The 24,400-nt window shown below is 39.1% G+C and carries 23 protein-coding genes; 19 read left to right on the forward strand and 4 right to left on the reverse strand.

The genetic code is table 11. From position 1 onward, the window contains the following. Window positions 1-17: 17 nt before the first annotated feature. Both LQZ76_RS06505 and LQZ76_RS06510 read right to left on the reverse strand, forming a co-directional pair. On the reverse strand, window positions 18-1,199 hold the full coding sequence (locus LQZ76_RS06505) for an MMPL family transporter (protein WP_230098940.1): 1,182 nt from the start codon (window positions 1,197-1,199) through the stop codon (window positions 18-20). 57 nt (window positions 1,200-1,256) lie between these two features. After that, window positions 1,257-2,597: an MMPL family transporter gene (locus tag LQZ76_RS06510; RefSeq protein WP_230098941.1), complete on the reverse strand. Its 1,341-nt coding sequence runs from the start codon at window positions 2,595-2,597 to the stop codon at window positions 1,257-1,259. A 106-nt stretch (window positions 2,598-2,703) separates the two neighbouring features. Between LQZ76_RS06510 and LQZ76_RS06515 the strand changes: the two genes are divergently transcribed. The 11 genes from LQZ76_RS06515 (at window position 2,704) to LQZ76_RS06565 (ending at window position 12,278) form a co-directional block, all read left to right on the forward strand. After that, window positions 2,704-3,222, forward strand: coding sequence for a TetR/AcrR family transcriptional regulator (locus tag LQZ76_RS06515; protein ID WP_230098942.1), 519 nt, complete (start codon window positions 2,704-2,706; stop codon window positions 3,220-3,222). Between the two features lie 66 nt (window positions 3,223-3,288). Then, on the forward strand, window positions 3,289-4,227 hold the full coding sequence (locus tag LQZ76_RS06520) for a nucleoside hydrolase (RefSeq protein WP_230098943.1): 939 nt from the start codon (window positions 3,289-3,291) through the stop codon (window positions 4,225-4,227). 145 nt (window positions 4,228-4,372) lie between these two features. Next, a complete protein-coding gene (locus tag LQZ76_RS06525; RefSeq protein ID WP_230098944.1) occupies window positions 4,373-5,062 on the forward strand; it encodes a response regulator transcription factor in 690 nt (229 codons plus the stop codon). Next, window positions 5,055-6,296 (forward strand): sensor histidine kinase, encoded by a 1,242-nt coding sequence (locus LQZ76_RS06530; protein ID WP_230098945.1) that lies wholly within the window; start codon window positions 5,055-5,057, stop codon window positions 6,294-6,296. The genes LQZ76_RS06525 and LQZ76_RS06530 overlap by 8 nt, the downstream gene beginning before the upstream one ends. Window positions 6,297-6,376: 80 nt before the next feature. Beyond that, window positions 6,377-6,907 carry a phosphatidylglycerophosphatase A family protein gene (locus LQZ76_RS06535; RefSeq protein WP_230098946.1) on the forward strand — a complete coding sequence of 177 codons (531 nt, stop codon included), beginning with the start codon at window positions 6,377-6,379 and terminating at the stop codon, window positions 6,905-6,907. A 405-nt stretch (window positions 6,908-7,312) separates the two neighbouring features. Beyond that, the gene (cshA, locus tag LQZ76_RS06540) at window positions 7,313-8,920 is read left to right on the forward strand and encodes a degradosome RNA helicase CshA (protein ID WP_284706065.1); all 1,608 of its coding nucleotides are present in this window, start codon (window positions 7,313-7,315) and stop codon (window positions 8,918-8,920) included. Between the two features lie 251 nt (window positions 8,921-9,171). After that, window positions 9,172-9,528, forward strand: a complete 357-nt coding sequence (gene acpS, locus LQZ76_RS06545) for a holo-ACP synthase (protein WP_230098947.1) — start codon at window positions 9,172-9,174, stop codon at window positions 9,526-9,528. Window positions 9,529-9,554: 26 nt separating this feature from the next. Continuing rightward, window positions 9,555-10,676 carry an alanine racemase gene (gene alr, locus LQZ76_RS06550; RefSeq protein ID WP_230098948.1) on the forward strand — a complete coding sequence of 374 codons (1,122 nt, stop codon included), beginning with the start codon at window positions 9,555-9,557 and terminating at the stop codon, window positions 10,674-10,676. Window position 10,677: 1 nt separating this feature from the next. After that, window positions 10,678-11,103, forward strand: coding sequence for a type II toxin-antitoxin system PemK/MazF family toxin (locus LQZ76_RS06555; protein ID WP_230098949.1), 426 nt, complete (start codon window positions 10,678-10,680; stop codon window positions 11,101-11,103). Window positions 11,104-11,191: 88 nt separating this feature from the next. Continuing rightward, the gene (locus tag LQZ76_RS06560; protein WP_230098950.1) at window positions 11,192-11,641 is read left to right on the forward strand and encodes a DUF3290 domain-containing protein; all 450 of its coding nucleotides are present in this window, start codon (window positions 11,192-11,194) and stop codon (window positions 11,639-11,641) included. Window positions 11,642-11,645: 4 nt separating this feature from the next. Further along, a complete protein-coding gene (locus LQZ76_RS06565) occupies window positions 11,646-12,278 on the forward strand; it encodes a DUF421 domain-containing protein (protein WP_230098951.1) in 633 nt (210 codons plus the stop codon). Between the two features lie 147 nt (window positions 12,279-12,425). Here the strand turns inward: LQZ76_RS06565 and LQZ76_RS06570 are convergent, their stop codons facing one another. Continuing rightward, window positions 12,426-13,280, reverse strand: coding sequence for an alpha/beta hydrolase (locus tag LQZ76_RS06570; protein ID WP_230098952.1), 855 nt, complete (start codon window positions 13,278-13,280; stop codon window positions 12,426-12,428). Between the two features lie 135 nt (window positions 13,281-13,415). Between LQZ76_RS06570 and LQZ76_RS06575 the strand changes: the two genes are divergently transcribed. From LQZ76_RS06575 to LQZ76_RS06585, 3 genes are all read left to right on the forward strand, one after another. Next, window positions 13,416-14,321, forward strand: coding sequence for a proline iminopeptidase-family hydrolase (locus LQZ76_RS06575; protein WP_230098953.1), 906 nt, complete (start codon window positions 13,416-13,418; stop codon window positions 14,319-14,321). A 191-nt stretch (window positions 14,322-14,512) separates the two neighbouring features. Continuing rightward, window positions 14,513-15,475, forward strand: a complete 963-nt coding sequence (locus LQZ76_RS06580) for a biotin--[acetyl-CoA-carboxylase] ligase (RefSeq protein WP_230098954.1) — start codon at window positions 14,513-14,515, stop codon at window positions 15,473-15,475. After that, window positions 15,468-16,016 (forward strand): biotin transporter BioY, encoded by a 549-nt coding sequence (locus LQZ76_RS06585; RefSeq protein ID WP_230098955.1) that lies wholly within the window; start codon window positions 15,468-15,470, stop codon window positions 16,014-16,016. The genes LQZ76_RS06580 and LQZ76_RS06585 overlap by 8 nt, the downstream gene beginning before the upstream one ends. A 101-nt stretch (window positions 16,017-16,117) precedes the next feature. On the opposite strand, the gene LQZ76_RS06590 is transcribed toward LQZ76_RS06585, so the two are convergent. Next, window positions 16,118-18,526, reverse strand: coding sequence for a Xaa-Pro dipeptidyl-peptidase (locus LQZ76_RS06590; RefSeq protein WP_230098956.1), 2,409 nt, complete (start codon window positions 18,524-18,526; stop codon window positions 16,118-16,120). 449 nt (window positions 18,527-18,975) lie between these two features. On the opposite strand from LQZ76_RS06590, the gene LQZ76_RS06595 reads away from it, so the two are divergent. The 5 genes from LQZ76_RS06595 (at window position 18,976) to LQZ76_RS06615 (ending at window position 24,265) form a co-directional block, all read left to right on the forward strand. Further along, complete coding sequence (locus tag LQZ76_RS06595) at window positions 18,976-20,382, forward strand: APC family permease (RefSeq protein WP_230098957.1); 1,407 nt, start codon at window positions 18,976-18,978, stop codon at window positions 20,380-20,382. A gap of 324 nt (window positions 20,383-20,706) precedes the next feature. Further along, window positions 20,707-22,170: an amino acid permease gene (locus LQZ76_RS06600; RefSeq protein ID WP_230098958.1), complete on the forward strand. Its 1,464-nt coding sequence runs from the start codon at window positions 20,707-20,709 to the stop codon at window positions 22,168-22,170. Window positions 22,171-22,307: 137 nt separating this feature from the next. Further along, window positions 22,308-22,874, forward strand: coding sequence for a guanylate kinase (locus LQZ76_RS06605; RefSeq protein WP_230098959.1), 567 nt, complete (start codon window positions 22,308-22,310; stop codon window positions 22,872-22,874). Between the two features lie 86 nt (window positions 22,875-22,960). Then, on the forward strand, window positions 22,961-23,446 hold the full coding sequence (locus tag LQZ76_RS06610; protein WP_230098960.1) for a hypothetical protein: 486 nt from the start codon (window positions 22,961-22,963) through the stop codon (window positions 23,444-23,446). A 21-nt stretch (window positions 23,447-23,467) separates the two neighbouring features. Beyond that, on the forward strand, window positions 23,468-24,265 hold the full coding sequence (locus tag LQZ76_RS06615; RefSeq protein ID WP_230098961.1) for a DUF6681 family protein: 798 nt from the start codon (window positions 23,468-23,470) through the stop codon (window positions 24,263-24,265). The last annotated feature ends 135 nt before the right edge of the window (window positions 24,266-24,400 follow it).

A 24,400-nucleotide genomic window follows, 5' to 3' on the forward strand; every position in this document is an offset into this window, starting at 1 on the left:
AATTTATTTACGTGGTACTACTTTTTTTGTAATCGGTGATCAACCTTACCTTGTGTCAACACAATAATCGCTGGTAACAAAGTTAAAGCAGCTAAAAGGGAGAATGTTGTATCTAAGACGGTAATTAAGCCAAAAGAGCTCAATACCGGGAAACTAACAAAGATAATAGCGAAGAAACCACCAATAACGGTCAAACCAGAAACAGTTATTGCTTGACCAACCGATTGGACGGCTTGAATAACAGCTTCACGAACAGGTTGCCCGTGCATTAGTTCTTCACGATAGCGTTCAATAATTAAAATCGTAAATTCAGTTCCAATCCCAAGCACCAACGCACTTAAACCAAGTGTCAGTGGGTTATATGACTGATCTAATAAGTATAAAGTCAGTGGTGAAACACCCAAAACAACGATAATAGGGAAGGCGGGTAATAATGCATGACTGAGACGGCGGTAGATTAAGGTTAATAAAATAATAATCACCATAATACCAGCAAACATTATCAAGTTACGGTTTGACGCAATATTATCTAATCCAACTAACATTAAATCCGGTGTACCGGCTGGAACAATCTTGTATGTTTGGTGCGCAGTAGCTGTGTTTAAGTCGTGATTGATAAGCTTCATTAATTTATTTTGGTCCGCTGATGATAAATGCGTACCAACTTTAAATTGAATCATTGCATAACGATGGTTTTTACTAATTAATTGTTGTTGTAAAACCGGTGGCAAGCTAGCAATATTTTGTTTGATTTCAGACTGCGAAGCATTCGTAATCCGACCAAACATCTGCGCATAGGTGCTCGTAATCGATGTTACATCAACAATAGCAGTATGTTTTTTAACAATTTTCTTAGTTATTGTATCAGTGGCTAACAACGTTTGTTTGTTCGTAACATTAGGGGCTTGAACTAGATAAGTAATATAGTTGGTTGACCCAATTTGCTTTTGAAGATATTTAGTATTTTCAAGGGCAGGCATCTTTTTAGGAATCATGTTCATTAAATTAGTTTCAATCGGCACTTTATGTTCGACTGAGAAGCCTGCAATGCCGACAATCACCCCAATTAACACGACAATAAAGGCATGTTTAGTAACGAATCGGACGTAAATGCCAAGGAGTTTACTAATAAAGTTATTTTGGTGGGTGGCTTTGACGGGGATGTTTTTATGATCAAGTAAGCGTAATGTTGCAAACATTAAACAAAATTCAACAATATAAACCGCCAACACCCCAATGGCTAAAGTTAAGCCAAATTACTGCATGAGCGGTGCTTTTGATAAATACATCGTTAGAAAAGTACATATCATCACGATTAAGGCGCTACCGACCCCTGGACCCATCGTGCTAGCGGCCTTTTGAATTACGGTTGTGACAATTGGTTGGTTACGATATTCTTCTTCATATCGATTTTGGAATTGGACACCAAAGTCAGTCCCCAAACCAATTAAAATCGGTAAGGTTGCCATCGTGGCTAATGTGAGGGAAATATTAAACCATCCCATAATCCCAAATGACCAAATAAGGCCAATTAAGACAAATAGTAAGGATAATAATCGGCGGCGAACGTGGAAAACTAGTGCCAAAATAATGACCATCATAATGACGGCTAAACTAAGCATAATTGCCATCGTCGTCGTAACTTCACCAGAAATATTACCTAAAATGGCTGGTTGACCAGCAACTCGAATAGTAACGTTTTTGATGGGGTGGTGCTTAATCGTTTGGTTTAAAGCTTTAATTAGCTCAACATCACTATCCATGTCAGCTTTATCAAGGGTCGCTAGGACCAATAAGTGCTGACCATTTTTTGGTAGTAAGGTGGCAAGCTTCGCGTTTACATGTCCGTTTTCAATAATTAAGTCTTGTAGGAGGGGGGTTGACATGTTGGCAACATTAGGTAGATACTGCATCATAACTTGTGCAAACTTTGCTTGTTGTGGTTTTGTTAAAAGTTGGTATGTGTATTGGCTAATTTGCACTTGTTGTGGCACAGTTAAAAGCATTGCCGGATTAGCTGTACTGCCTTGCCGAGCTAATGCCATTTGTTGAGTGGGGGTTAACAAATTTAGCGTATAAGCTTGGAGCTGCGCTTTTTGTGGTGTAGTGAGACTAGCTAATAAACTTTGTTGGACTTTTGCTTGGGCTTGTTTACTAAGATTAGCCATGATATCAGTCTGTAAAGCTTGTTGCTTGGCAGGAGATAATGTCTCAGAATTGGCCAATTTAGCCGCCCCCGTTGATTTTAATTGTTGATTTAAAAGGGAGATAACGCTTGTGGTATGCACAATATGAGGCACGGCATGTAATTGTTTTTCAAAGGCAGCAATGGCAGCAAAGGTCTCATGATTAATTACGGAACCATGCTTGGCTGTAAATAAGAGGTAGGCGTTATCCCCACCAAAAGCGGCCTGTGCTTTTTGTGTATTTTGATAGACTGCAGAATGGGAATTAACAAACACATCATTTCCCATCTTAAGTTGAATTTTAGGTAATCCGAGCGCCAAGATGCACGTAATGACGGCCACAAGGGCAATGATTATCTTGGGATAACGAATGACTTTGGTGCTAAATTGCTTAAATATTTTTTGAATCACAGTATTCTCTCCTAAACTAAAAATAATAAAATTTATTTTAAAGAGAAATCGCAAGCGATGTAAGCAACAAAATGCAACATGTGTCGCATTTTGGTATAATAAACACATGAAAAAATTTGAACAAACTCATCAGAAAATATTACAAGTTGCAGAGGAATTATTAGCAGCTAATCAAAAAAATACGGTCAGTGTCGAAAAGATTACGACAGTCGTGGGGATAAATCGTAGTACCTTTTATCGCCATTTTCCAGCGTATAATGATTTGATTGGTGAATTGGTCACGAATAAGTTATTAGTTCTTAATAACAAACCAATTACGCCAATGGCTGAAATGCAGCGAGTATTTGAAGTTATCGAAGATAATTTTAAGTTATTTCAACATATCGTTGCCCAGGTTGATGATTTTAAATATATTTTTCAGCAATTATTATTTGAAAGAATTAAATATATTGGTGTAGCTAATTTTCGTGATATAAATTTGGATAGTCCAGCTGAGGCGGAGTTGATTTATCGAACAGTCGTTGCAATTATTAGTGCCTGGATTGAAAATCCGAGTGTAATAAAAAAAGAAGATGTGATTGATTTCGCGGAAAGACATTATTTAAATGCGAACTATAATAAATGATTAGGTGTCTATAATTATCTTTTTACGTTATAATTGAGTTAATAATAAAAAAAGAGGGCTTTTAAAATGGTAAAATCCGTTTATTTTAATCATGATGCTGGGGTTGATGATTTAGTGTCATTATTAATGTTGCTTGAATCACCTGAAATCGAATTAATTGGCGTGGGGGATGTCCCAGCAGATTCTTATTTGGAACCTGGGGTCGCAGCCAGTCAAAAAATTATTAACCGGTTTGGTACTAATAAACAACTTACCGTTGCGGCATCGACGGCGAAAACTAATGATCCATTTCCAAAAGAGTGGCGAATGGATTCATTTACAGTCGATGCGTTACCAATCTTAAATGAGTTTGGTACGGGGGATGTGCAAGTAGCGTCGAAGCCCGCTCACTTAGATTTGGTTGATAAGTTACTTGCAGCCACAGAACCAGTGACGCTATTATTTACCGGGCCGTTGAGTGATTTAGCGGCAGCTTTAGATGTAAATCCGGCTATCGAAGCTAAAATTGCCCGACTATATTGGATGGGGGGGACGTTTGGTGGTGGTAATATTGCTGAACCGGAACAAGATAATACGGCGGAATGGAACGCCTTTTGGGATCCGCAAGCAGTTAAACGTGTTTGGGATACGCAAATTGAAATTGACATGGTTGCGTTAGAAAGTACGCACCAAGTGCCCTTAACCAATGCTGATCGGTTACGGTGGGCTAAGCAACGCCAATTTGTCGGTCTTGATTTTATTGGTCAAGGGTACGCCATTGTGCCAACGTTAACCCACTTTGAAACGAATTCAACTTACTTTTTATGGGATGTACTCACAACGGCCCATATGTTAAACCCAACCTTAACGAAGACCAAAGTGGTTAATTGTGATGTGATTACAACTGGTCAAAGTCGTGGTCGCACATTTGTAACGCCAACTGGTCGGCCAGTTAATTTTGTCTATGATGTCGATCACGATGCCTTCTTTGAATTTTTAGAAACGGTTATTAAACGGGCTAAATAGGCGATAAAAAAACATGCATATATGCATGTTTTTTTATATTCCTTTAATTTAACCACCGTACTCTAAAAACAATACATATAGATTCAGTTTTTTGAGTAAAGATACGTTAAAATATATTTAGTGAAAAGATAGTTGGGAGATACCAATGAAACAAGCAATCAAAATTTTATTAATTGAAGATGAGCACGACTTATCAAATGATATTAAAGCCATGTTAGGTGATTTTGCCGATATTGACCAAGCCTTTGATGGTGAAGAAGGTGAATATCAAGCCTTGGAAGCCCCATATGATTTAATTATTTGTGACCTGATGTTGCCGTTACAAAATGGGTTGGACGTCATTAAGCATATTCGTGCCCAGGAAGTATCAACCCCAGTGTTAATTTTAACGGCCAAGGATAGTCTAGATGATAAAATTATCGGTTTTAATATTGGCGCTGATGATTATTTAACTAAGCCTTTCCACCGTGAAGAATTAATTGTCCGTGTGCAAGCATTATTGCGGCGAGCAGGGGTCTATTCTGAAGATCACCAATTACGGACCGGTCGTGTAGAAATGAACCTTGAAAATCGCAGTGTGGTTGTGGGTGGTGAAGTTTTGAAGTTAGTAGGGAAAGAATTCGATATTTTAGCCTACCTCATTCAAAATAAAAATATTATTGTCACCCGTGAACAAATCTTTGACCGTATTTGGGGGATTGATTCGGACACAACGATGAATGTAGTTAATATTTACATTAATAATTTGCGCCGTAAGTTAGAATCAGTGGGTGAAGAACACTTGATTAAGACGTTACGCAATATTGGATTTATTCTTGAGGAAAGCGATGAGTGAATTAGTTAATAACAAACAACGATTACGAATGTTTATTAGTGAAGCGGTAATTTTCTCGATGATTTTTGCGGTCTTGGGAATGATTGTTTTATTAACTTTTCGGCAAATTTTATATCGCTCAGCAGATAATGATTTGCGGAGTGCCGCTTATAATTTGCGGACCGAAAATACGCTCCCAAATCCGGCAAATTTTAAAACGTTGTCGTTACTATTTAATGATCAAGGCAATATTGTGAACTTCAATGAATTGGGTGATCGGAGTACCCCGTTAGCCAAAATTCGCATGGATAAAGATGGAGTCAATGAAATTCACAATATTCGACTCAATGGGTCGGTGTATTTTCGCTCAGTTTTAGTTAAATTACCTAGTCCGGTAACGGATGGTGTGCAGACGGCGACTTATGCGTTGTTGATGGAAAATATAACTACTGAACGCCAAAGTGTGGCGAGTTTTGCGCGAGTGATGTTTGTGGCCTTCTTAGTATTTACGACGTTAACCATTTTTGCTAGTTGGCAATTATCGCAACGTTATATGCGACCGGTATTAAAAGCTTGGCAACAGCAACAAGACTTTGTTAATAGTGCCGCCCATGAATTAAAAACCCCGTTAACGATTATCCAAAATAAATTGGAATTATTACTAACTAAGCCGAATGCACAAATTAAGGACCAATATGATGGGGTAATTATGGCCTTATCAGAGATTCGCCGGTTGAACTCGTTATCGGCGGATATGTTAACGTTAGCTAAAGCCCATTCTAATATGGCCGTTATTAATCGTGAACCGGTTGAATTAGCGGCATTTATTAATCAAGTAATTGAACCATATAGTGAAATTGCGGAATTGGATGGCAAGCAATTTAGTACTAATCTAGCGGCAACGGGCACGGTTTTAATTGATCGGCAACGGATGCACCAATTATTGGTAATCTTATTAGATAACGCGTTAAAATACACGGAGCCAGGCCAAGCGATTAGTTTGGATACGATGATAAAAAATAAACAACTCGTAATCGCCGTTAATGATACTGGTCGGGGAATTTCAGATGCTGGTAAAAAGCATGTCTTTGATCGCTTCTATCGGGAAGATAAATCGGGTTCACGGGCAACTGGGGGGACCGGTCTTGGCTTAACAATCGCTCAATGGATTGTCGATATTCATCATGGTAAGATTAGTGTTGAAGATTTTAAGCCACAAGGGACAACTTTTAGAGTGACTTTACCAATTAAATAAGTTGCGTAAATCTTTACTGATTATTGCATAAAAATTGATAAACGCGCAGTACAATGGGGGAGTAATGAAAGGAAGTAGGAATGAATAAAACAGAAACGAAACCATATTTAGATTTACATGATCACGTAATCCAACAACTGGCAATTCACGATATCACACCCAGTGAGATTGGCGAAATTGTGTATGACTTGCAAAAAGATTATATTTTACAATTAACGCCGGCGTTGGCAACTGATGCCGTCGAACATGTTTTGGCAAAACGCGAAGTTCAAAATGCTATTTTGACGGGGTTAGCCTTAGATTCATTAGCTAATGAAAAATTATTACCAGAACCTCTCCAAACAATCGTTGAAAATGATGAAGGTTTGTATGGGATTGATGAACAAATTGCGATGGGGATTACCTCGGTTTATGGTTCAATTGGGATTACGAACTATGGTTATTTGGATAAAGTTAAGCCCAAATTAATTGGCCGCTTGAATCAACATAAGGGTGGCCGGGTTAACACTTTTGCGGATGATTTAGTTGGCGCAATTGCGGCGGCAGCAGCCGCACGGATTGCACATAGCCATCCACAGGAAGTGCATGATAACTTTGGGATAAAAGAATAAGAGTGCAGAGTGCGACACTCCCTCGGGAAAATGCGAGCACTACTGACACATAGCGTATGATGCGGGTTATGCATCTAATGCTATGTGGTGGTAGGTGCAGTATTTTGAGGGGGTGTCGCACGTTTTAGTTATAAAAGTTATCTGATTATAAATATTAGATATATTTTTATTTTGATTTAAAATATTCGCATTCCGCTTGGAGAAAATTGTAGAATGAGCGTAGGAAATAATTTTAATTATTACTAATAATTTAGTTTAATTTCTTGCTATCTGTTGTAAACGAAAGTATACTAGATAAGTTATATGTTGTAAGTTGAAGCAAGCTCAGCTGCTGTGCGCTTTAAGCGGAACGGATTTTTCGTAGCCAGTTAGTAATGCAAGCTTCATGTATATGGAGGAAATATTTTGAAATTTTCAGAACTTGGTCTTACACAAGACCTGTTGACAGCCATCGAAAAACATGGCTATGTTGAAGCAACCCCAATCCAAGAACAAACAATTCCGTTGACTTTACAAGGAATCGATGTGATTGGACAAGCCCAAACTGGTACTGGTAAAACAGCTGCCTTTGGTTTACCAATCTTAGAAAACATTGATCCACAAGGTGGTTTGCAAGCCTTAATCATTTCACCAACACGTGAATTGGCTATCCAAACACAAGAAGAATTGTACCAACTTGGTCGCGATAAGCGGGTTAAAGTACAAGTAGTTTACGGTGGTTCTGACATCCGTAAACAAATCAATGGTTTGAAAAACCACCCCAACATCTTAGTTGGTACACCTGGTCGTTTACTTGACCACTTGAACCGTAAGACAGTTAAGCTTGACTCAATTAAGAACTTGGTTCTTGATGAAGCCGATGAAATGCTTGACATGGGATTCTTAGATGATATTGAATCAATCTTGAAAGCCGTACCTGCAGAACGTCAAACAATGTTGTTCTCAGCTACTATGCCACCTGCTATCAAACGCATCGGTGTGCAATTCATGCAAGATCCTAAGCACATTAAAATTGAAGCAAAAGAATTAACTACTGACTTAGTTGATCAATACTACGTTAAGACAAAAGAATTTGAAAAGTTTGATGTTATGACTCGTTTATTCGACGTTCAAAACCCTAACTTAACAATCATCTTTGGTCGTACTAAGCGTCGTGTTGACGAATTGGCTAAGGGTCTTGAAGCGCGCGGTTACCGTGCCGCTGGGATCCACGGTGACTTATCACAACAAATGCGGATGAAGGTTCTTCGTCAATTCAAGGGTGGCGAACTTGACATCCTTGTTGCAACTGATGTGGCAGCTCGTGGTTTGGATATCAAGGACGTTACTCACGTTTACAACTACGATATTCCTCAAGATCCAGAAAGCTATGTTCACCGGATTGGCCGTACTGGTCGTGCCGGTGCTCACGGAACTTCATTGACTTTCGTATCACCAAGTGAAATTGATTACTTACGTGATATTGAAAAGTTAACTAAGAAGCGGATGTTACCATTGAAGCCACCTACTAAGGAAGAAGCTTTGGCGGGGCGTATCGCAACTGCTCTTGGTGAAGTTGAAAACATCATCGGTCGTACAAAGACTGAAGGTATTGAAGAACAAATCGCTAACTTGGTTAACCAATACGATTCTGAAACATTGGCAGCTGCTTTATTAACTGCTGCAGCTCGTCCTGATTCAGAAGCCGTACCAGTTAAGATCACACCAGAACGTCCATTACCTCGTAAGAAGGGTAATGGCGGCGGTGGATACCGTGGTGGTAACCGTCGTGGTGGTGGAGACCGTCGCGGTGGCGATCGCCGTGAAGGTGGCTACCGTGGCCGTCGTGAAGGTGGTCGTGATGGCGAACGTCGTGGTGGTGGAGACCGTCGCGAAGGTGGCCGTGGTGGCGAACGTCGTGAAGGCGGCTACCGTGGTAGTCGCGATGGCGAAAAACGTGGGGGCTTCCGTGGTAACGGTAATGGCTCACACGGCCGTCGTCCATTCACAATTCACGAAAACAACAACGATTAATCTGTAATCGTTGCAGTTAAACGGTATTAAATAAGTAGAACTCGTTAGATTATATCTAGCGGGTTCTTTTTATTTATCTTTAAATATATTAAGTGTAAACAACAATTCTATTTAATAATTAATTAGAAAGTTATAGAAAAATTTAGTAACTAATCTGCAATAAAATTTCGGGTAATATTATGCTATGGTTTTGATGTTTGGTATAATGAACTAATAATAAAAATAAAAGATATAATAATGTTGGAGTAACCATGATTTATGGAATGGGAATTGATTTAGCTGATATTGGTCGGGTCTGGGATTTAACCGTCCGGAAACCAGAATTTACAGCTAAATTTTTAACGCCACGTGAACAAACTGAACTAGCAAAATTCAAAGGAATGCATGCTGCTGAATTTGTTGCGGGACGTTGGTCAGCTAAAGAAGCGTATAGTAAAGCATTAGGGACAGGAATTGGGCGTGAATTAAGTTTTTTAGATTTAGAACTAATTAATGACGCCACGGGACGACCAGTGTTTACAAAACATCCATTTGCTGGCCGAGCACATGTGTCAATTACACATACCGATAAATTAGTAATGACAGAAGTTATTTTAGAACAAGTGTAATAATTAATAGAGGTGAAATAAAAAATATGGCAATTGGGATACATCGGCCAACCAAAATTACATTAGATACCGAGGCATTGGTGCACAATATTAATGTTGCAAAAGCACCTTTTCCCGCCGATATAAATGTTTTTGCAGTTGTGAAGGCTAATGCATACGGACACGGGGTCCGTGAAATTACACAGATGGCAAAACAAGCTGGGGTAGCTGGATTTGCTGTTGCGATTTTAGATGAAGCGCTCGAAGTTCGGGAATTAGGCTATGAAAAAGAACCAATTCTGGTCCTTGGAATTACTTCAGTAGAATATATTGTTGATGCGGCGATTAATGGGATTTCATTAACGGTCGGTGATTTAGATTGGTTAAAAGCTGCGCAACCAATTTTAGATAGTGAAGAAATTCCACCATTAAAAGTCCATCTCGCCGTAGATACGGGTATGGGTCGCATTGGTGCCCAAACGCCAGCTGAATTAAGTGAAATGGTTAAGTTTTTACGTAATCATGCGCATGAATTTAACTTTGAAGGGATGTTTACGCACTTTGCAACGGCTGATTCACCGGCCGAGGATTATTTTGATGCGCAAGTGGCTAATTGGAATGCAGCGATTAATGTGGTTAATCCTTTACCAAAATATGTCCATGCGGCTAACTCAGCTGCGACAATTTGGCATCCCCAAGCAATCAAAACGAACGTCTTACGCTTAGGTGCTGGCATGTATGGCTTTAATCCATCGGGAACAGATTTAGCTGCCCCAATGTTGCAACCCGTGTTATCATTAACTACAGAGGTAGTATTCGTTAAGCAATTGGCTAAGGGGAAGTCAGTTAGTTATGGTGCAACATATCAAGCAACGGAAAACGAATGGGTTGCAACCTTACCAATTGGCTATGCCGATGGTTTCTTACGCCGGATGCAAGGCTATCATGTCTTAGTCGAGGGCCAACCGGCTGAAATTATTGGGCGGGTAACCATGGATCAGATGATGATTCGGTTACCTAAAAAATATCCTGTTGGTACAGAAGTGACGATTGTTGGGCAAAGTGGGGAGCAACAATTGTCATTAGTAGAATTAGCAACGTACGCTAATACTATTCCCTATGAAATCGTAACGAATCTTTCAACAAGAATTAAGCGCGAGGTAAAATAGGATGGCAAAGACTGAAATCAAACGTGGCGATATTTATTATGCTGACCTTTCACCGGTAACTGGTTCTGAGCAAGGGGGAACACGACCTGTTGTGATTGTGCAAAATAATATGGGTAATTATTATTCACCAACGGTAATTGTTGCGGCTATTACAGCGAAAGCTTCAAAATCAAAGCTACCAACTCATATTCTCTTGCCAACGGAAGAAGGAATCGCGAAAGATTCAGTCATTTTGCTTGAACAGTTACGGACAATTGATAAAAGCCGACTTAAAGATCGCGTATCCCATTTAGATGCTGAGGTGATGTGTAAAGTCGACGTTAGTTTGGCAATTAGTTTAGGTTTAGTGCCTGATAGTCGGACTTATGAAGAAGTTAACCGCTCTAGTGAACATTTAGAAATGGTTGATACACCAGATAGTAAATAAACTACCAAACTCCATAGTTATTAGATGTCAGGTCTAACAATTATGGAGTTTGTTGTATAAATTATGACCATGATTCGTAGGAGTGATTATGAATTTTTATGATGTAACATATTTAGAACATCAAGCCGCTGTAAATAATTATTTACAAACGGTGTTAATTGGGATTGGTATTTTAAGTTTTGTGATTTTATCTAGCTTATATGCATTTAAACGGTTAAAACGTAAATACCGTGATTTGAGTATTATTATCTTTTTATTTTTACTCTTCATGTTTGGTTTGCAATATACGGATTACACGCAGTTAAAAAATAAAGATACGCAATCAACGCAAATGATTAATTTCATTAAAGTCATTGCTGCAGAACGCCATCTTAGTGCCAAAGATGTCTATGTTAATTCAACGCAATTAACTGATGGGGCGATTGTGAAATTAAAATCAAGATACTATCAAATTAAGCTAACCGCCGACCAATCATCGTATGTGTTAATTCGCACCCATTTATTAACTAATATTAATATCATGACGGAGGAGAAATAACGGCATGCAATTATATAGTCCAATTATTATTAAATTAGCGTTAGGTATTTTATGCTTAATTTTACAAATTAACTTATTGGGGAAAGGGAATTTAGCCCCAACGTCGGCCTTAGATCAAGTGCAAAATTATGTCCTCGGGGGAATCATTGGGGGTGTGATTTACAATGATAGTATTTCCGTCTTACAATTTTTCTTAGTCCTAATTATTTGGACAATGCTCGTATTAATTGTTAAATTTGCTAAAGAACATAATCGTTATATTCGGTTTGTGATTGATGGTCGCCCAATTAGTTTGGTTGAATGGGGTAAATTAAACATTCGCAATTGTTTAAAAGTTGGGATGTCTGCTAATGAATTAATGTTTAAGCTGCGAATGCAAGGAGTTTATGAAATTAAACAAGTTAAACGGGCCATTTTAGAACAAAATGGTCAATTAACCATCATTAAATTTGGTGAGGATAATATTATTTATCCAATCATTGTTGATGGCCAAGTTGATTTTGATGCATTGAGTTTGATTAATCATGATGAGTTGTGGTTACATAATCAATTAAAGATTCAAAAGCAACATAATGTCCGGAAAATTTATTTGGCAGAATATGTTAATAACCAGTTAGTTATCCACAATTATGATTAATGCAAAGCGTGTGACGGCAGGCAGGCGATAGCGCGAAGTATACTAAATAAGTCCCTTGAAGAAAATTCTTCAGGGGACTTATTTATTATTTTACATATATCGGCCTTTGGGAGTGCATTTAGAGCGACGTTTTTTATGATTAAATAATTATTCAAATAAGAAGCGCATAACAGCTTTTTCAACTTGCGGGTTACGCTTTAATTTTGAGTGTTGGGCCGCAGCCCCGTGATATTCATGTTGCTGATAAGAGGCCCCTGGGCTAGTTAAGTATTTTAATGATTGCGCCGAGTTAATGGGAACTCGCCCATCAGAATTAGAACCATTGTCAAGATTACCAAAAATATTTAGGACATGCGCAGCTTGGGGAAAAGTTGTGTGTAACTTTTCTAAGTGGGTAAACATGGTACTTTTAATGGTGGGTTCGCCGGTCTTTAAGAGTGGGGATTCGCTAGCTTTGGTGTTCCCACTATTCCCGCCAATAAAACTATTTGAGATACTAGCAATCGCAACATATTTATTTAACGTTGGTAAATCAGGATCGTTAGCATTGGCTAATAAATATTCAGCTAACGTACTATTACCCATTGAGTGGGCGACCACATTAAATTGTTTGAAATGATATTGATGGTGTAATTTTTCAATAATCGCGCGAAGTACGGTGGCATTGTGTGCTGGATTGCCATTTGTACTATCATCAAAGACGACATTGATTAAGGGGTTATTATTTTTAGCTGTTAAAGTCCCACTGGTTGCGAGCGTATCATTAGCCTGAACATGAATAATTTCGGTTTCCGTCCCAAGTTTAGCTGCAGTAATTGATTTTATCATTGGTTTCATTGAATCAGCATCGCCGCCAAATCCATGGAGAAAGAGCGTCGGTACATCACTAAATTGGGCATCGGCTGGGGCTTTTTTGACTAATTCTTTAGCTGGGGTACAACCACTTAAAATTAATAGGGTGGCAGTAAGGATGCTAATTAGGAACATGTTTTTATTTAACATTAATGACCTCCTAGATTGATCTAGGTCTATTATACCGTGTGCACCAAGATTAGCCGAAAGATAAATTTTTACAATTTACAAAAAGTGCTATACTACCTAATAAGTAATGATAAATATTAATAAGGAGTCGGGATTATGAAGACAGGGACAACAATCATTGATTTAGATAATGGCTACCATCTTTGGACAAATACACAAGGTACGGGGACAATTCATTTATTAGCTTTACATGGTGGTCCTGGGGGCAATCATGAATACTGGGAAGATACGGCGCAACGCTTGCAAGCGCAAGGCCTTGATATTCAAGTGCATATGTATGACCAATTAGGTTCATGGTATTCTGACCAACCAGATTTTTCTGATCCAAAAAACGCTAATATTTTAACGTACGATTACTATATTGATGAAGTTGAAGAAGTGCGCCAAAAATTGGGCATTGATAATTTTTATTTGATTGGTCAAAGTTGGGGTGGGGCGTTAACACAACTTTACGCCCTTAAGTATGGCCAACATTTAAAAGGCGCCATTATTTCATCAATGACGGATAACATTGAAGAATACGTCGTGTCAATTAATCAACGCCGTGAAGAAGCACTCCCTACTGAAGCGGTCGCATATATGCAAGCCATCGAAGCGGCTGGTAATTGGGATGACGCTCAATATCAAAGTTATGTACAGATTTTAAATGAACAATATGTTGATCGTAAACAACCAGTTTTACCAACTCACTTAATTTCAACGATGGCCACTGATGTCTATGGGCCCTTCCAAGGTGACAATGAATTTGTGGTCACGGGTAAATTAAATGAATTTGACTTACGTGATCAAATTCAAAATATTACGGTGCCAACCCTAGTGACCTTTGGTGGTCATGAAACAATGCCCGTTGCGACTGCCGAGCGCATGGCTAAACAAATTCCACATGCACGTTTGACGATTACCCCAGATGCTGGGCACCATGCGATGATGGATAATCCGGATGTTTATTATGCTAATTTGGCCCAATTTATCAAGGATGTGGAAGCAGGCACCTTTGAATAAGTACAAAAAATAGCCTTAACACGGCTTTCAATAGGCTGATATATATACAAAATACCCGATGCAGAAAATTCTGCATCGGGTATTTTTTGATAGTGCCTGCCTTTTACAGTTCTATTTTTTAAGACTTGAAATTGTTTAGGGGGTATAGTATTATTTTAGTCACTGATATAACACAAAAAAGGTGACTAAAATTGAAAGCAGAAATTTTATCATATTTAATGCAACATCCACATGAAGCGACCAGTGGTGAACGGCTAGCAGAGCACTATCAAGTTAGTCGTAATGCGGTTTGGAAAGTAATTAAACAGTTACAAGCCGAAGGTTACTTAATTGAAAGTCAACACCGCCGTGGCTATCGTTATCTTGGCACAAAAAACTTATCCGCGGAACAAATTGCGATGCATTTGCGGCAATCGTTGCAGGTACAAGTATTTGCAACGATTGATTCAACAAATAAATTGGCCAAACAATTGGCGACTGAAAATCCCCAACAGCCGCTTGCGATCATTGCTAATCAACAAACGGCCGGTTATGGTCGCCATGGTCGCGACTATTATAGTCCTAAAGATACGGGTATTTATATGAGTTTGTTATTACCGATGGCGACTAAAAATGTCACCAGTGGGTTATTGACAACTGGGGCAGCAGTTGCGGTTGCTAAATTTTTTGAAACTTTGTATCATACGGAGTTACAAATCAAATGGGTTAATGACTTAATCTATGAAAACCGCAAAATTGCGGGGATTATGACAGAAGGAATAACCGATTTTGAAACCGGGTCGCTTAGTTACGTGATTGTCGGCATTGGGATTAATTTATCAACGACGGACTTTCCAATTGCCATGCAAGCCAAAGCGGGCTCGCTTAATTTACAAGACATTGATCGTAATTTGTTAGTAGCCCGGTTATTAGATGAAATGTATCAAGTTTTGATGGGTGAATTAACCCCGACATTGTTAACGTACTATCGGGAACATTCATTAGTAATTGGCCAAGAAATTATTTTAGATCAACGGGGTAAATTAATTCACGGCCGCGTTATCGATATTAATAATGAAGGGGCCTTAGAAGTTGCAACTACCACGGGGGTCCAAGTTTTTAACAGTGGTGAAATTACGAAAGTAAAATTAGTAGATGGAGAATATCATGGATAAACCAACCAGTAAGAAACAAGCTAACGTCCGGACATTAGTTTTAGCGGCTGAATTTGCCGTCTTTTTAGCTATTTTTGCCCAAATTTCAATTCCATTTGGGATTGTCCCTTTTACTGGACAAACGTTAGCGTTAGGCTTATTTGCAAGTATTGCTCGGCCTAAAATTAGTTTAAGTGCCGTTGCTTTGTATTTAATCATGGGGGCCATTGGCTTGCCGATTTTTGCCGGAGGGAGTGCCGGGCTAGTGGTGTTATTTGGACCGAATGCCGGGTATTTATTTGGCTTTTTAATTTATGTGGCGTTAGTGAGTGCTGTGATTGTTAAATATCAACGGTGGTGGCAAATTGCACTAGCTAATTTAGGGGCATCATTATTGCAATTATTAATCGGAACCATTGGCTACGCATTATGGGTGCATGTCCCCGTTACCCAAGCGTTATATGCTGGCATGGTTGTTTTTATCCCATTGGCAATTGTAAAAGTAGTTATCGTAACGTTGGTGGCGACTAAAATCATTCAGCGCTTTGGGGTGTTTAAATAAGCACGTAAATATTAACAACTAAAAAAACAGGCTGAAGATTTTTTCTTCAGCCTGTTTTTTAGTTTATGATATTAGTTACTATTTGACCCGCGGTGTAATACTTAAGCCATGAATGGCACGTCAATTTGACTTGCACTTTCATCAATCGTGTAGGTAATATCTTGGTTACCACGAACGGTCATGCCAAAGTCAGTCGCATATACAACTAAACCAAGTTGGTGGTTAGCAGGTAAGTGGTAGTAAGTTGGTTGTAAAGCCAATTCGATATCAACAAATTGATCAGCTCGTAAATCATCACTTTGCCAAGCATTTGTGCGGTTTTGTAAATTGATGTGCCCTTTGCTAATCATTTTGAAAGGCGTGGCTTTACTTGCTAACGTAAATTCATTTAACATATCTTCACGCCATTGGAAACCACTATCGAGTTTAACGCCAAGGGGAGTTGGTTTAATGTTAAAGCGTTTTGCTTCACCGTAATCAACAAGTTGGCAACTAAGCATCCCAAAGTTAACCGAACTCTTGACGCGGAGTTTAACAATTACACGGCCATCGATAATTTCGGCGCGTTCCAACGGGACAGTTTGGAATAAGGCCCGATTAGTTGATAACGCTGATTTAGGGGCTTTGATTAAGTGTTCCCAAGCATCAACATCAGTCGTGTAGCCTTTAAAGGCTGCTTCACCAACTTGATCCATAAAGCTAACCTTACCTGTTCCAGGTTCGTCACCTAATTGACCGCTGTTTAAGTGGAAGACATGCTTGTCGGCAATGTTATCCCAATCTTGTTCCGCATGCCAAGTTTCTGGTGTGACGTTATCTTGAATTAAAACATTTGGTAATAATTCAGGAGCGTGGTTATCGAGCCCATATAACTTGTGAGCAAACCATAAATTCATCATATCCGTGAAATCAATTGAACGCATGGCGTTGATGTAAATGTGTTCACCTTGGTGGAGGATGATTTTTTTGTTAACTTTAGCCGCATCAAGCGCATGCCAAAGGTTGTTGACTTGTTCAGGTTTAACATTCCAGTCATTTAGTCCATGGACCATAATGACATCGGCCTTGATATTGGCAACGTCTTTTAAGTAATTGCGGGCATCCCAAAATTCATTGTATGAACCAGTTTCACGATCTTGATCAATTCCCATTTGGTCAAGGTAGGCTTGGTAGCGGTCTTTAACTTGGTAGAAATCCCCCGGTTGTTTACGGCGTGAGAATGTTTCTTCGGCCAAAACATCAGCGTCTTCACCGGGATAGCCACCAGGCGCGATAACTAGGCCATTAGAACGGTAGTAGTCATACCATGATGAAATGGCAGCTTCTGAGACAATTGTTTCCAAACCAGCCACGCCAGTTGTCGCGACCGCAGTTGCTAATGTACCAAGGTATGAGCGGCCAGTCATGGCAACTTTACCATTTGACCAACTAGCTTTAATCGCGATGTTGTCAACTTTGTTGGTGAAGGCGACCCGATCACCGTGGACCCACTCAACGACAGCTTTGGCACTAGCAACTTCATATTCATCCCCAGTTGTTTGTAAACCTTGGGAATCTTTAGAACCAATCCCAGAAGAATAAATAACCGCATAACCACGGGCTAAGAAGTAATCATTCAAGGTGTAGCTTTGTTCTCGTGCAAAGGTTTCAGTTGCATCTTCAGTTTCAGCACTGATTTCACGCGCCGCAACAGTTGGTTCGAGGTTTGCGTGGTGCTCAATTGATGCATACTCAACTTCAGCGGGCTTTTTACGGGTTAATGGCACATCAACCTTGTGGGTTAATTTTGCACCATGTTCATCATTGGTACCTTGATTGTATGGTGAGGCAGTGAATAAGACAGGGACTTGGAGATCCGTATCAATTGGGCGGATAATTTCAGCTTTAACTAAATCACGTTGACCATCATTATCGGTATCAAAGTCAGTTTCGATGTAGACAACTTCATGTAAGAGGTTGCGGGTATCAAATACGGGTTGAGCTTTACCGTTGAAAAATAGGGGGCGTGGGGTATCTGTTTCATACATCAATGGTTGGAAGTAGCCCCGCGTTGCTAAGCGGTCGAGTAATGTTTTACCGTTCTTAGTATGGGTATTTAATAATAAATACCACGCTTCATAGAGGGTTTCACGATCAAATTGATTCGTCCGCACGGTTGGTAATTGCATTTTATCCATTGAACTGAGCGGGTTTTCAACATCAAAATCAACTTCAGGTAAGAATTCCAATAATTGCAAGGCAATGCGATAGAAAACATCGGCCGTAACCAACTTAGCTGTCGTAATCCAAGTAAAGGCATCACATTTGGGAGTTGCTAGTAAAGTCCCTAATTTCGTGTTTAGTGCTGACTGATCTTCAACTTCGGGGAACGTTTTTTCCAATAGTAATTGGAAAGCACTGGGAATCGTTGCGGCCGCTAAGACGTGCTCATCAACGAATTTAGTTAATTTAAGTTCAGCTAAGACTTGGCTTGAATCAACTGGTAATAAGGCAAATTGATTGTTTTTCATAAGGAAACCTCTTTTTTTAGAATCATTATTTTCATTATACATTAAGAGTTAATGAGAGTTTATTAAAAATTGGAAGCAATAAGCTGAAATAAGAAAATTTAACTTTTAGCGCACGTTTTAACATAAATATTAAAAAAAGCTTGCGTTCTTAGATTTACATGTGTAGAATTAAAAACATCTAATAGAGAAGGAAGTTTAAAAGTATGATTATGAATGCAAATACAATTAAATCAAACTTTTATTTTGGTTATTTCGAGATGTAAATCCGGATGCCAAAATCATTTTGCCATGCGGGTTTACTTATTACTAAGTATCCGGAATGGCCTGATGAAACGCTATCAAACCTAGTCAAATTGTAATTAATTTGGACGCCTGCATGCTTAGTATTTAGCTAATTTGCAGACGTCCTTTTTTTGTCAGAAAATTTAGTGTTACTAGGAGAAAAGTGTATGAGTATATTACAGCGAATGTTCAAGAAAGATAGTTTAGAAAACTACTTAAATGAAGATAAGCACCTAACTAAAGTATTAGGGGCCAAAGATTTATTGAGTATGGGAATTGGGGCGGTTATTGGAACGGGGATCTTTATCTTACCTGGAACCGTGGCCGCAACGACGGCAGGACCAGCCATTGTATTTAGTTTTATTATTGCAGCAATTATTTGTGCGTTAGCAGCGATGGCCTATGCAGAACTTGCATCAGCCATGCCAGTAGCTGGTTCAGCGTACGCCTACGGAAATTTATTATACGGTGAAGTAATTGGCTGGGTGCTTGGTTGGGCCTTGATTTTGGAATACTTATTAGCCGTGGCGGCAATTGCCACTGGGTGGTCAGCATACTTTGGTTACTTTGTTAAACCGCTCTTCCAAATTCCAACGGCTATTGCTGGTTCTTTTGATCCAAGCCACGGCTCATACGTGAATGTTGTTGCAGTATTAATTTTAATTTTGGTTGGTTGGTTGTTAACGAAAGGTAAGCAAACCTCGAGTGCAGTCCAACGTTTAATGGTACTACTTAAAATTGCAATTATTGTTTTATTTATTGTTGTGGGCTTTTTTTACATTAAAGCGGATAACTACGCACCAATTATTCCACCACGTGCCCATGGGGCCTTTGGGGTTCAAGGAATCTTTGCGGGAGCAGCTAGTGTTTTCTTTGCTTTCTTAGGTTTTGATGCGGTTTCTTCATCCGCGGCTGAAACTAAAAACGTTAAACGCAATATGCCAATTGGGATTATTGGGACATTGATTGTGGCAGCGATTCTTTACTCATTAGTCGGCTTTGTCCTAACTGGGATGGTACACTACATGCACTTAAATGTTAGTGATCCTGTTGCATTTGCCTTAGAACGAGTTGGCCAACGCGGGATTGCTTACTTATTAACGATTGGCGCGTTAGCAGGGATGTTCACTAGTTTAATGGCGATGGTCTTTGCCGGTTCACGTTTATTGTACGCCATGGGTCGTGACCGCTTACTACCGCCATTCTTAGGTGAAATTGATGCAAAAAATGGTTTACCCAAGAAGGCCTTAGTAGTGGTAGTCATCATTGTGTCAATCTTAGGTGGTTTAGTACCACTTGGTCAGTTAGCTGAACTAGTTAACATGGGAACATTGTTAGCATTTATCTTTGTATCACTAGGTGTAATTTTATTACGTAAGAACAAAACAATTAAAAATGATGGGTACAAAATGCCATTAGTGCCGGTGTTACCAATTGTTTCGGCAATTGTGTCAATTTACTTGATGACCACGTTACAAAAAACAACCTTAATTGCTGGGGCAATTTGGTTTGTGATTGGCTTATTGATCTACCTTACTTACGGGATGCGTCATTCGCATTTGAATCATAAATAAACTAGTTAACGAGTGCCAAAAGGCGTTTAGATACTGCATGAAACTTAAAAAAGACCGAATTATTAATATTCGGTCTTTTTTGTGTGATGGTTAAAAACGAACGATAAAAATATATGAAAAATAAAAAAAGTTAAAAACCGTATTATAGCGGCTTTTATCTCCTTTTATAGTCTTAAAAAACCTTAATATTATAAAATGATGAAAATAAATTAGTTGATTTTAATTTTAAAGGTGCTTAAAATTAAAAATATCTAATAGATAGTTTGGATATGCATGTTAATAAGTAGCGGAATTGGTAGATAACGAGATATTGAGGTGAAACAGATGAGTTTTTGGCAACGCGTATTACAAAAAGATAGTGTTGAACATTATATTCAGGGTGATCAGAAATTAACCCCATTCTTAGATGGTAAAGATTTAGTATTGATGGGCGTCGGGGCTGTGATTGGGACCGGGATTTTTATTATTCCGGGCACGGTTTCAGCAACAACAACCGGCCCCGCAATTGTAATTAGTTTCTTTTTGGCGGCTGCATTATGTTCATTAGCCGGGATGGCATATTCTGAATTAACATCTGCGATGCCCGTTGCCGGCTCCGCGTATACTTATGGGCATATTCTCTATGGTGAAGGGATTGGGTGGTTATTAGGTTGGGTGCTTGTTTTAGAATATATTTTAGCAATTGCCGCGGTGGCAACGGGCTGGTCGGCGTATTTTTCCTTTTTTGTAAAACCCTTCTTTACGATGCCAACGGCCATTAATGGGGCCTTTGATCCGGGGCATGGTTCGTTTATTAACTTACCAGCGGTGGTGATTATTTTACTTGTTGGATGGTTAATGCTACGCGGCAAACAAGTTTCTCGCCGGGTACAAGATATTATGGTCTTGATGAAAATCGGAATTATTCTTTTGTTTATTGTCGTGGGTTTTTTCTATATTAAAAGTGCGAACTATACACCTTTTATTCCGCCACGTGCTCATGGGGCGTTTGGCGTTCAAGGTATTTTTGCCGGCACCGCATTGGTTTTTTACTCATTTTTAGGGTTTGATTCAATTTCATCATCAGCCGCCGAAGTTAAGAACGTTAAACGCAATATGCCGATTGGGATTTTTGGAACGTTAGCCGTGGTGGTAATTTTATTTTCATTAGTCGGCTTTGTCCTTAATGGGATGGTTAACTATACCCATTTAAACATTAGTGATCCAATTGCCTATGCCTTGAACTTAGTTGGCCAACCAGTTGTGGCTTATATGATTACTATTGGAGCCTTAGTGGGGATGTTTACGAGTTTAACCGCCATGACTTTTGCGGGTTCACGCTTAATTTACGCGATGGGCCGTGACTGTTTATTGCCACCAGCCCTTGGTAAAGTTGATGACAAAACTGGTTTACCTAAAAATGCGTTAATTACAGTGGTAATTTGTATTGCAGCCGTTGCCGGGGTCGTACCGTTAGGTGAATTAACATCGCTTGTTAATATCGGCACGCTCTTAGCCTTTGTGTTTGTTTCAGGTGGAATTATCCTATTACGACGCAATAAAAAGATTGTTAACAATGGTTACAAAATGCCTTTAGTACCATTATTGCCAATTATTTCAGCAGGCTTCTCAATTTATTTAATTACTCAACTTCAAAAGACCACGCTAATTGCATCAGCGATTTGGTTTGTCATTGGAATTATCGTGTATTTGCTATATGGCATCAAACATTCCCGCATGAATGATTTGCCGTCACCAGTAAATGGAATTCGCTCGCGTAATGATGAGTTAACGGAACCGTTAAATTAAAGTTATATATAATATGAAGGAAAATTATCGGCTTAGGATTTTTAAGGCGATAATTTTTTTGCGTGACGTAAAAATAAAATCGTGTCAGCCGTTAAAATCATTTATAATAAAAGATAAAAACACTAGGAAAAGAACGCATGCAACGAAAGATTTTTGTAATTACGGGACCAACTGGTGCTGGTAAGACGACCATCGCAGAGTATCTGCAAAATGAATTTAATTTAAAAAAGGTGCTAACGCATACGACACGAGCACCACGCCAAGGTGAAATTAATGGTGTTGATTATTATTTTGAAAATGCACTGACTTTTGCACAAAAACATTTCTTGGAGCAAGTTGAATATGCCGGTAATCAGTATGGCTCTTCAAAAGAAGCGTTAGCATTAGCATGGTCTACGGGACACGATGCCGTAATTGTCTTGGATACAAAGGGGGCTAAAACTTATGCCCAGCAATTAGGTGCGCAAGCGGTAATTGTGTATGTCACCGTTTCAAATAGTGCCATTTTAGCGCAACGCTTAGCTGTTCGCGGCGATCAACCGGCTCAAATCAAACAACGCTTAGCAAGTAGTCATTTTCAACGTGATTTAGCGGTGCCTGAGTTAGCTGGTCAACCAGTCCATGTTATTTTAAATGACGAGTTATCGATTGCCAAAGCCCAAATTAATACGTTAATGAATGCCCGTAAATTAGGAAATATTTAGTTGGTTTTATTGGTTTTAGGTGCTATTCTATACAAGCTATGTAAAAATGTAACAAATTGTGTGATATGTTTAAGGAGATATAAAAAATGAATTACCGAACTCCACCATTTATGACCCCAGTCGCGGTAGTATCAATTATTTTGGCGCTTAGTGCGGCGAATGTTGTTGTGAACCAAGTGACGAATACTAATCAAGGCCATCCAGTTCAACGGGTGGTCCCTAGCCAAGATAGCTCGGAAAATAAAAATCATTCTAAGACAAGTTCTAGTGCGGATTCATCTAGTGCCAAATCAAGTAGTGATAGCTCAACTTCATCAAGTAGTGCATTTTCAAGCTCAACAAATGACGACAATCAAAGTGATACACAAGCTAATTCAAGTACTAGTTCAAGTGTCACATCAAGTTCAACGGATGACAGCAATGCTAGCTCAACTTCGAGTTCAACGGATAATAGTGATGCGCAATCATCAAAACAAATGCCAGCCCAATCAAGTAGCGCACCAGCGGATAATAATCCTGCTGGGGGTCAAAATCAACCAGCGCAACAAAGTAGTACCACTACTAACAAATAATGTATAGAAAGGTCCCACAACATGTTAACAATTTTAGGTTTATTAAATCAATACGTCGGTTTTTTTAACGTTAATACGAAATTTAAAGGGCGCTTGTATACCGTGCTAGGTTTTGGAAGTGTGTGGTATATTTTATATATCGGGATTAGTTTTATCACTGCCCATCGTTATTTACGTGGATTTGGCCTTGTCGCGGCTTTTATCGGTTTAATGTATGTAATTTATTTAAATTTCATGTATTACTTTACGGAAAAGAAAGCACATTTTGATATTTCACCGCACTTTGAAAAAGTGGTTGGTAATGCCCAAACAGCAGATGACAAGCAAAATTCGACGCAAGTACTTGGCCCCAGTAATGGGGTTTACCGCGAACAGCAAGTTTTACCAACAGCTATTAAGAGTAATAGCGATGAAATTGCCAATATTCAAGCAGTGGCCCAACAGATGCTTAACTTAGGCTTAATTAGTCAAGATTATCAAAAAATGAGTGATCGTGATTTACGGCAACAATTGGTCATTAACCATGATCAACCAATTTATGCTAACCACCCAGGTAGTCCGGTCCCATTTGCTAAATTGGTCATGGAAGGGTCTCATTTAGTAATTTATGGGGGTATCAATGAAATGCAAGCGGTCCGGCTAGGGGAAATTTCACGGATTGGCTTAGCTGATGTGACAACCGCTTTAAAAAATTCGGATGTTTTCCTAGCATCAATTATTGTAAATGGTGGTTTAGGAAAGACTTTGACGCGCAGTAGTTTTATTGAAACGGCATATCCATACACGCTAAAAGTTGAAGTTGCTTATCGCTTAAAATAGTAAAATAAAAAACTCATTCATTCGTGAATGAACTGACCCCCATAAATTGGAGTGATGTTTTAAGCGATTAATTGGATGGCATGATTCTGGAATTCAACCGGACTCATGCCATCCAATTTTTCTTTAATTCGTTTG

This window comes from Periweissella ghanensis (assembly GCF_918814755.1).
GTDB classification, from domain to species: domain Bacteria; phylum Bacillota; class Bacilli; order Lactobacillales; family Lactobacillaceae; genus Periweissella; species Periweissella ghanensis.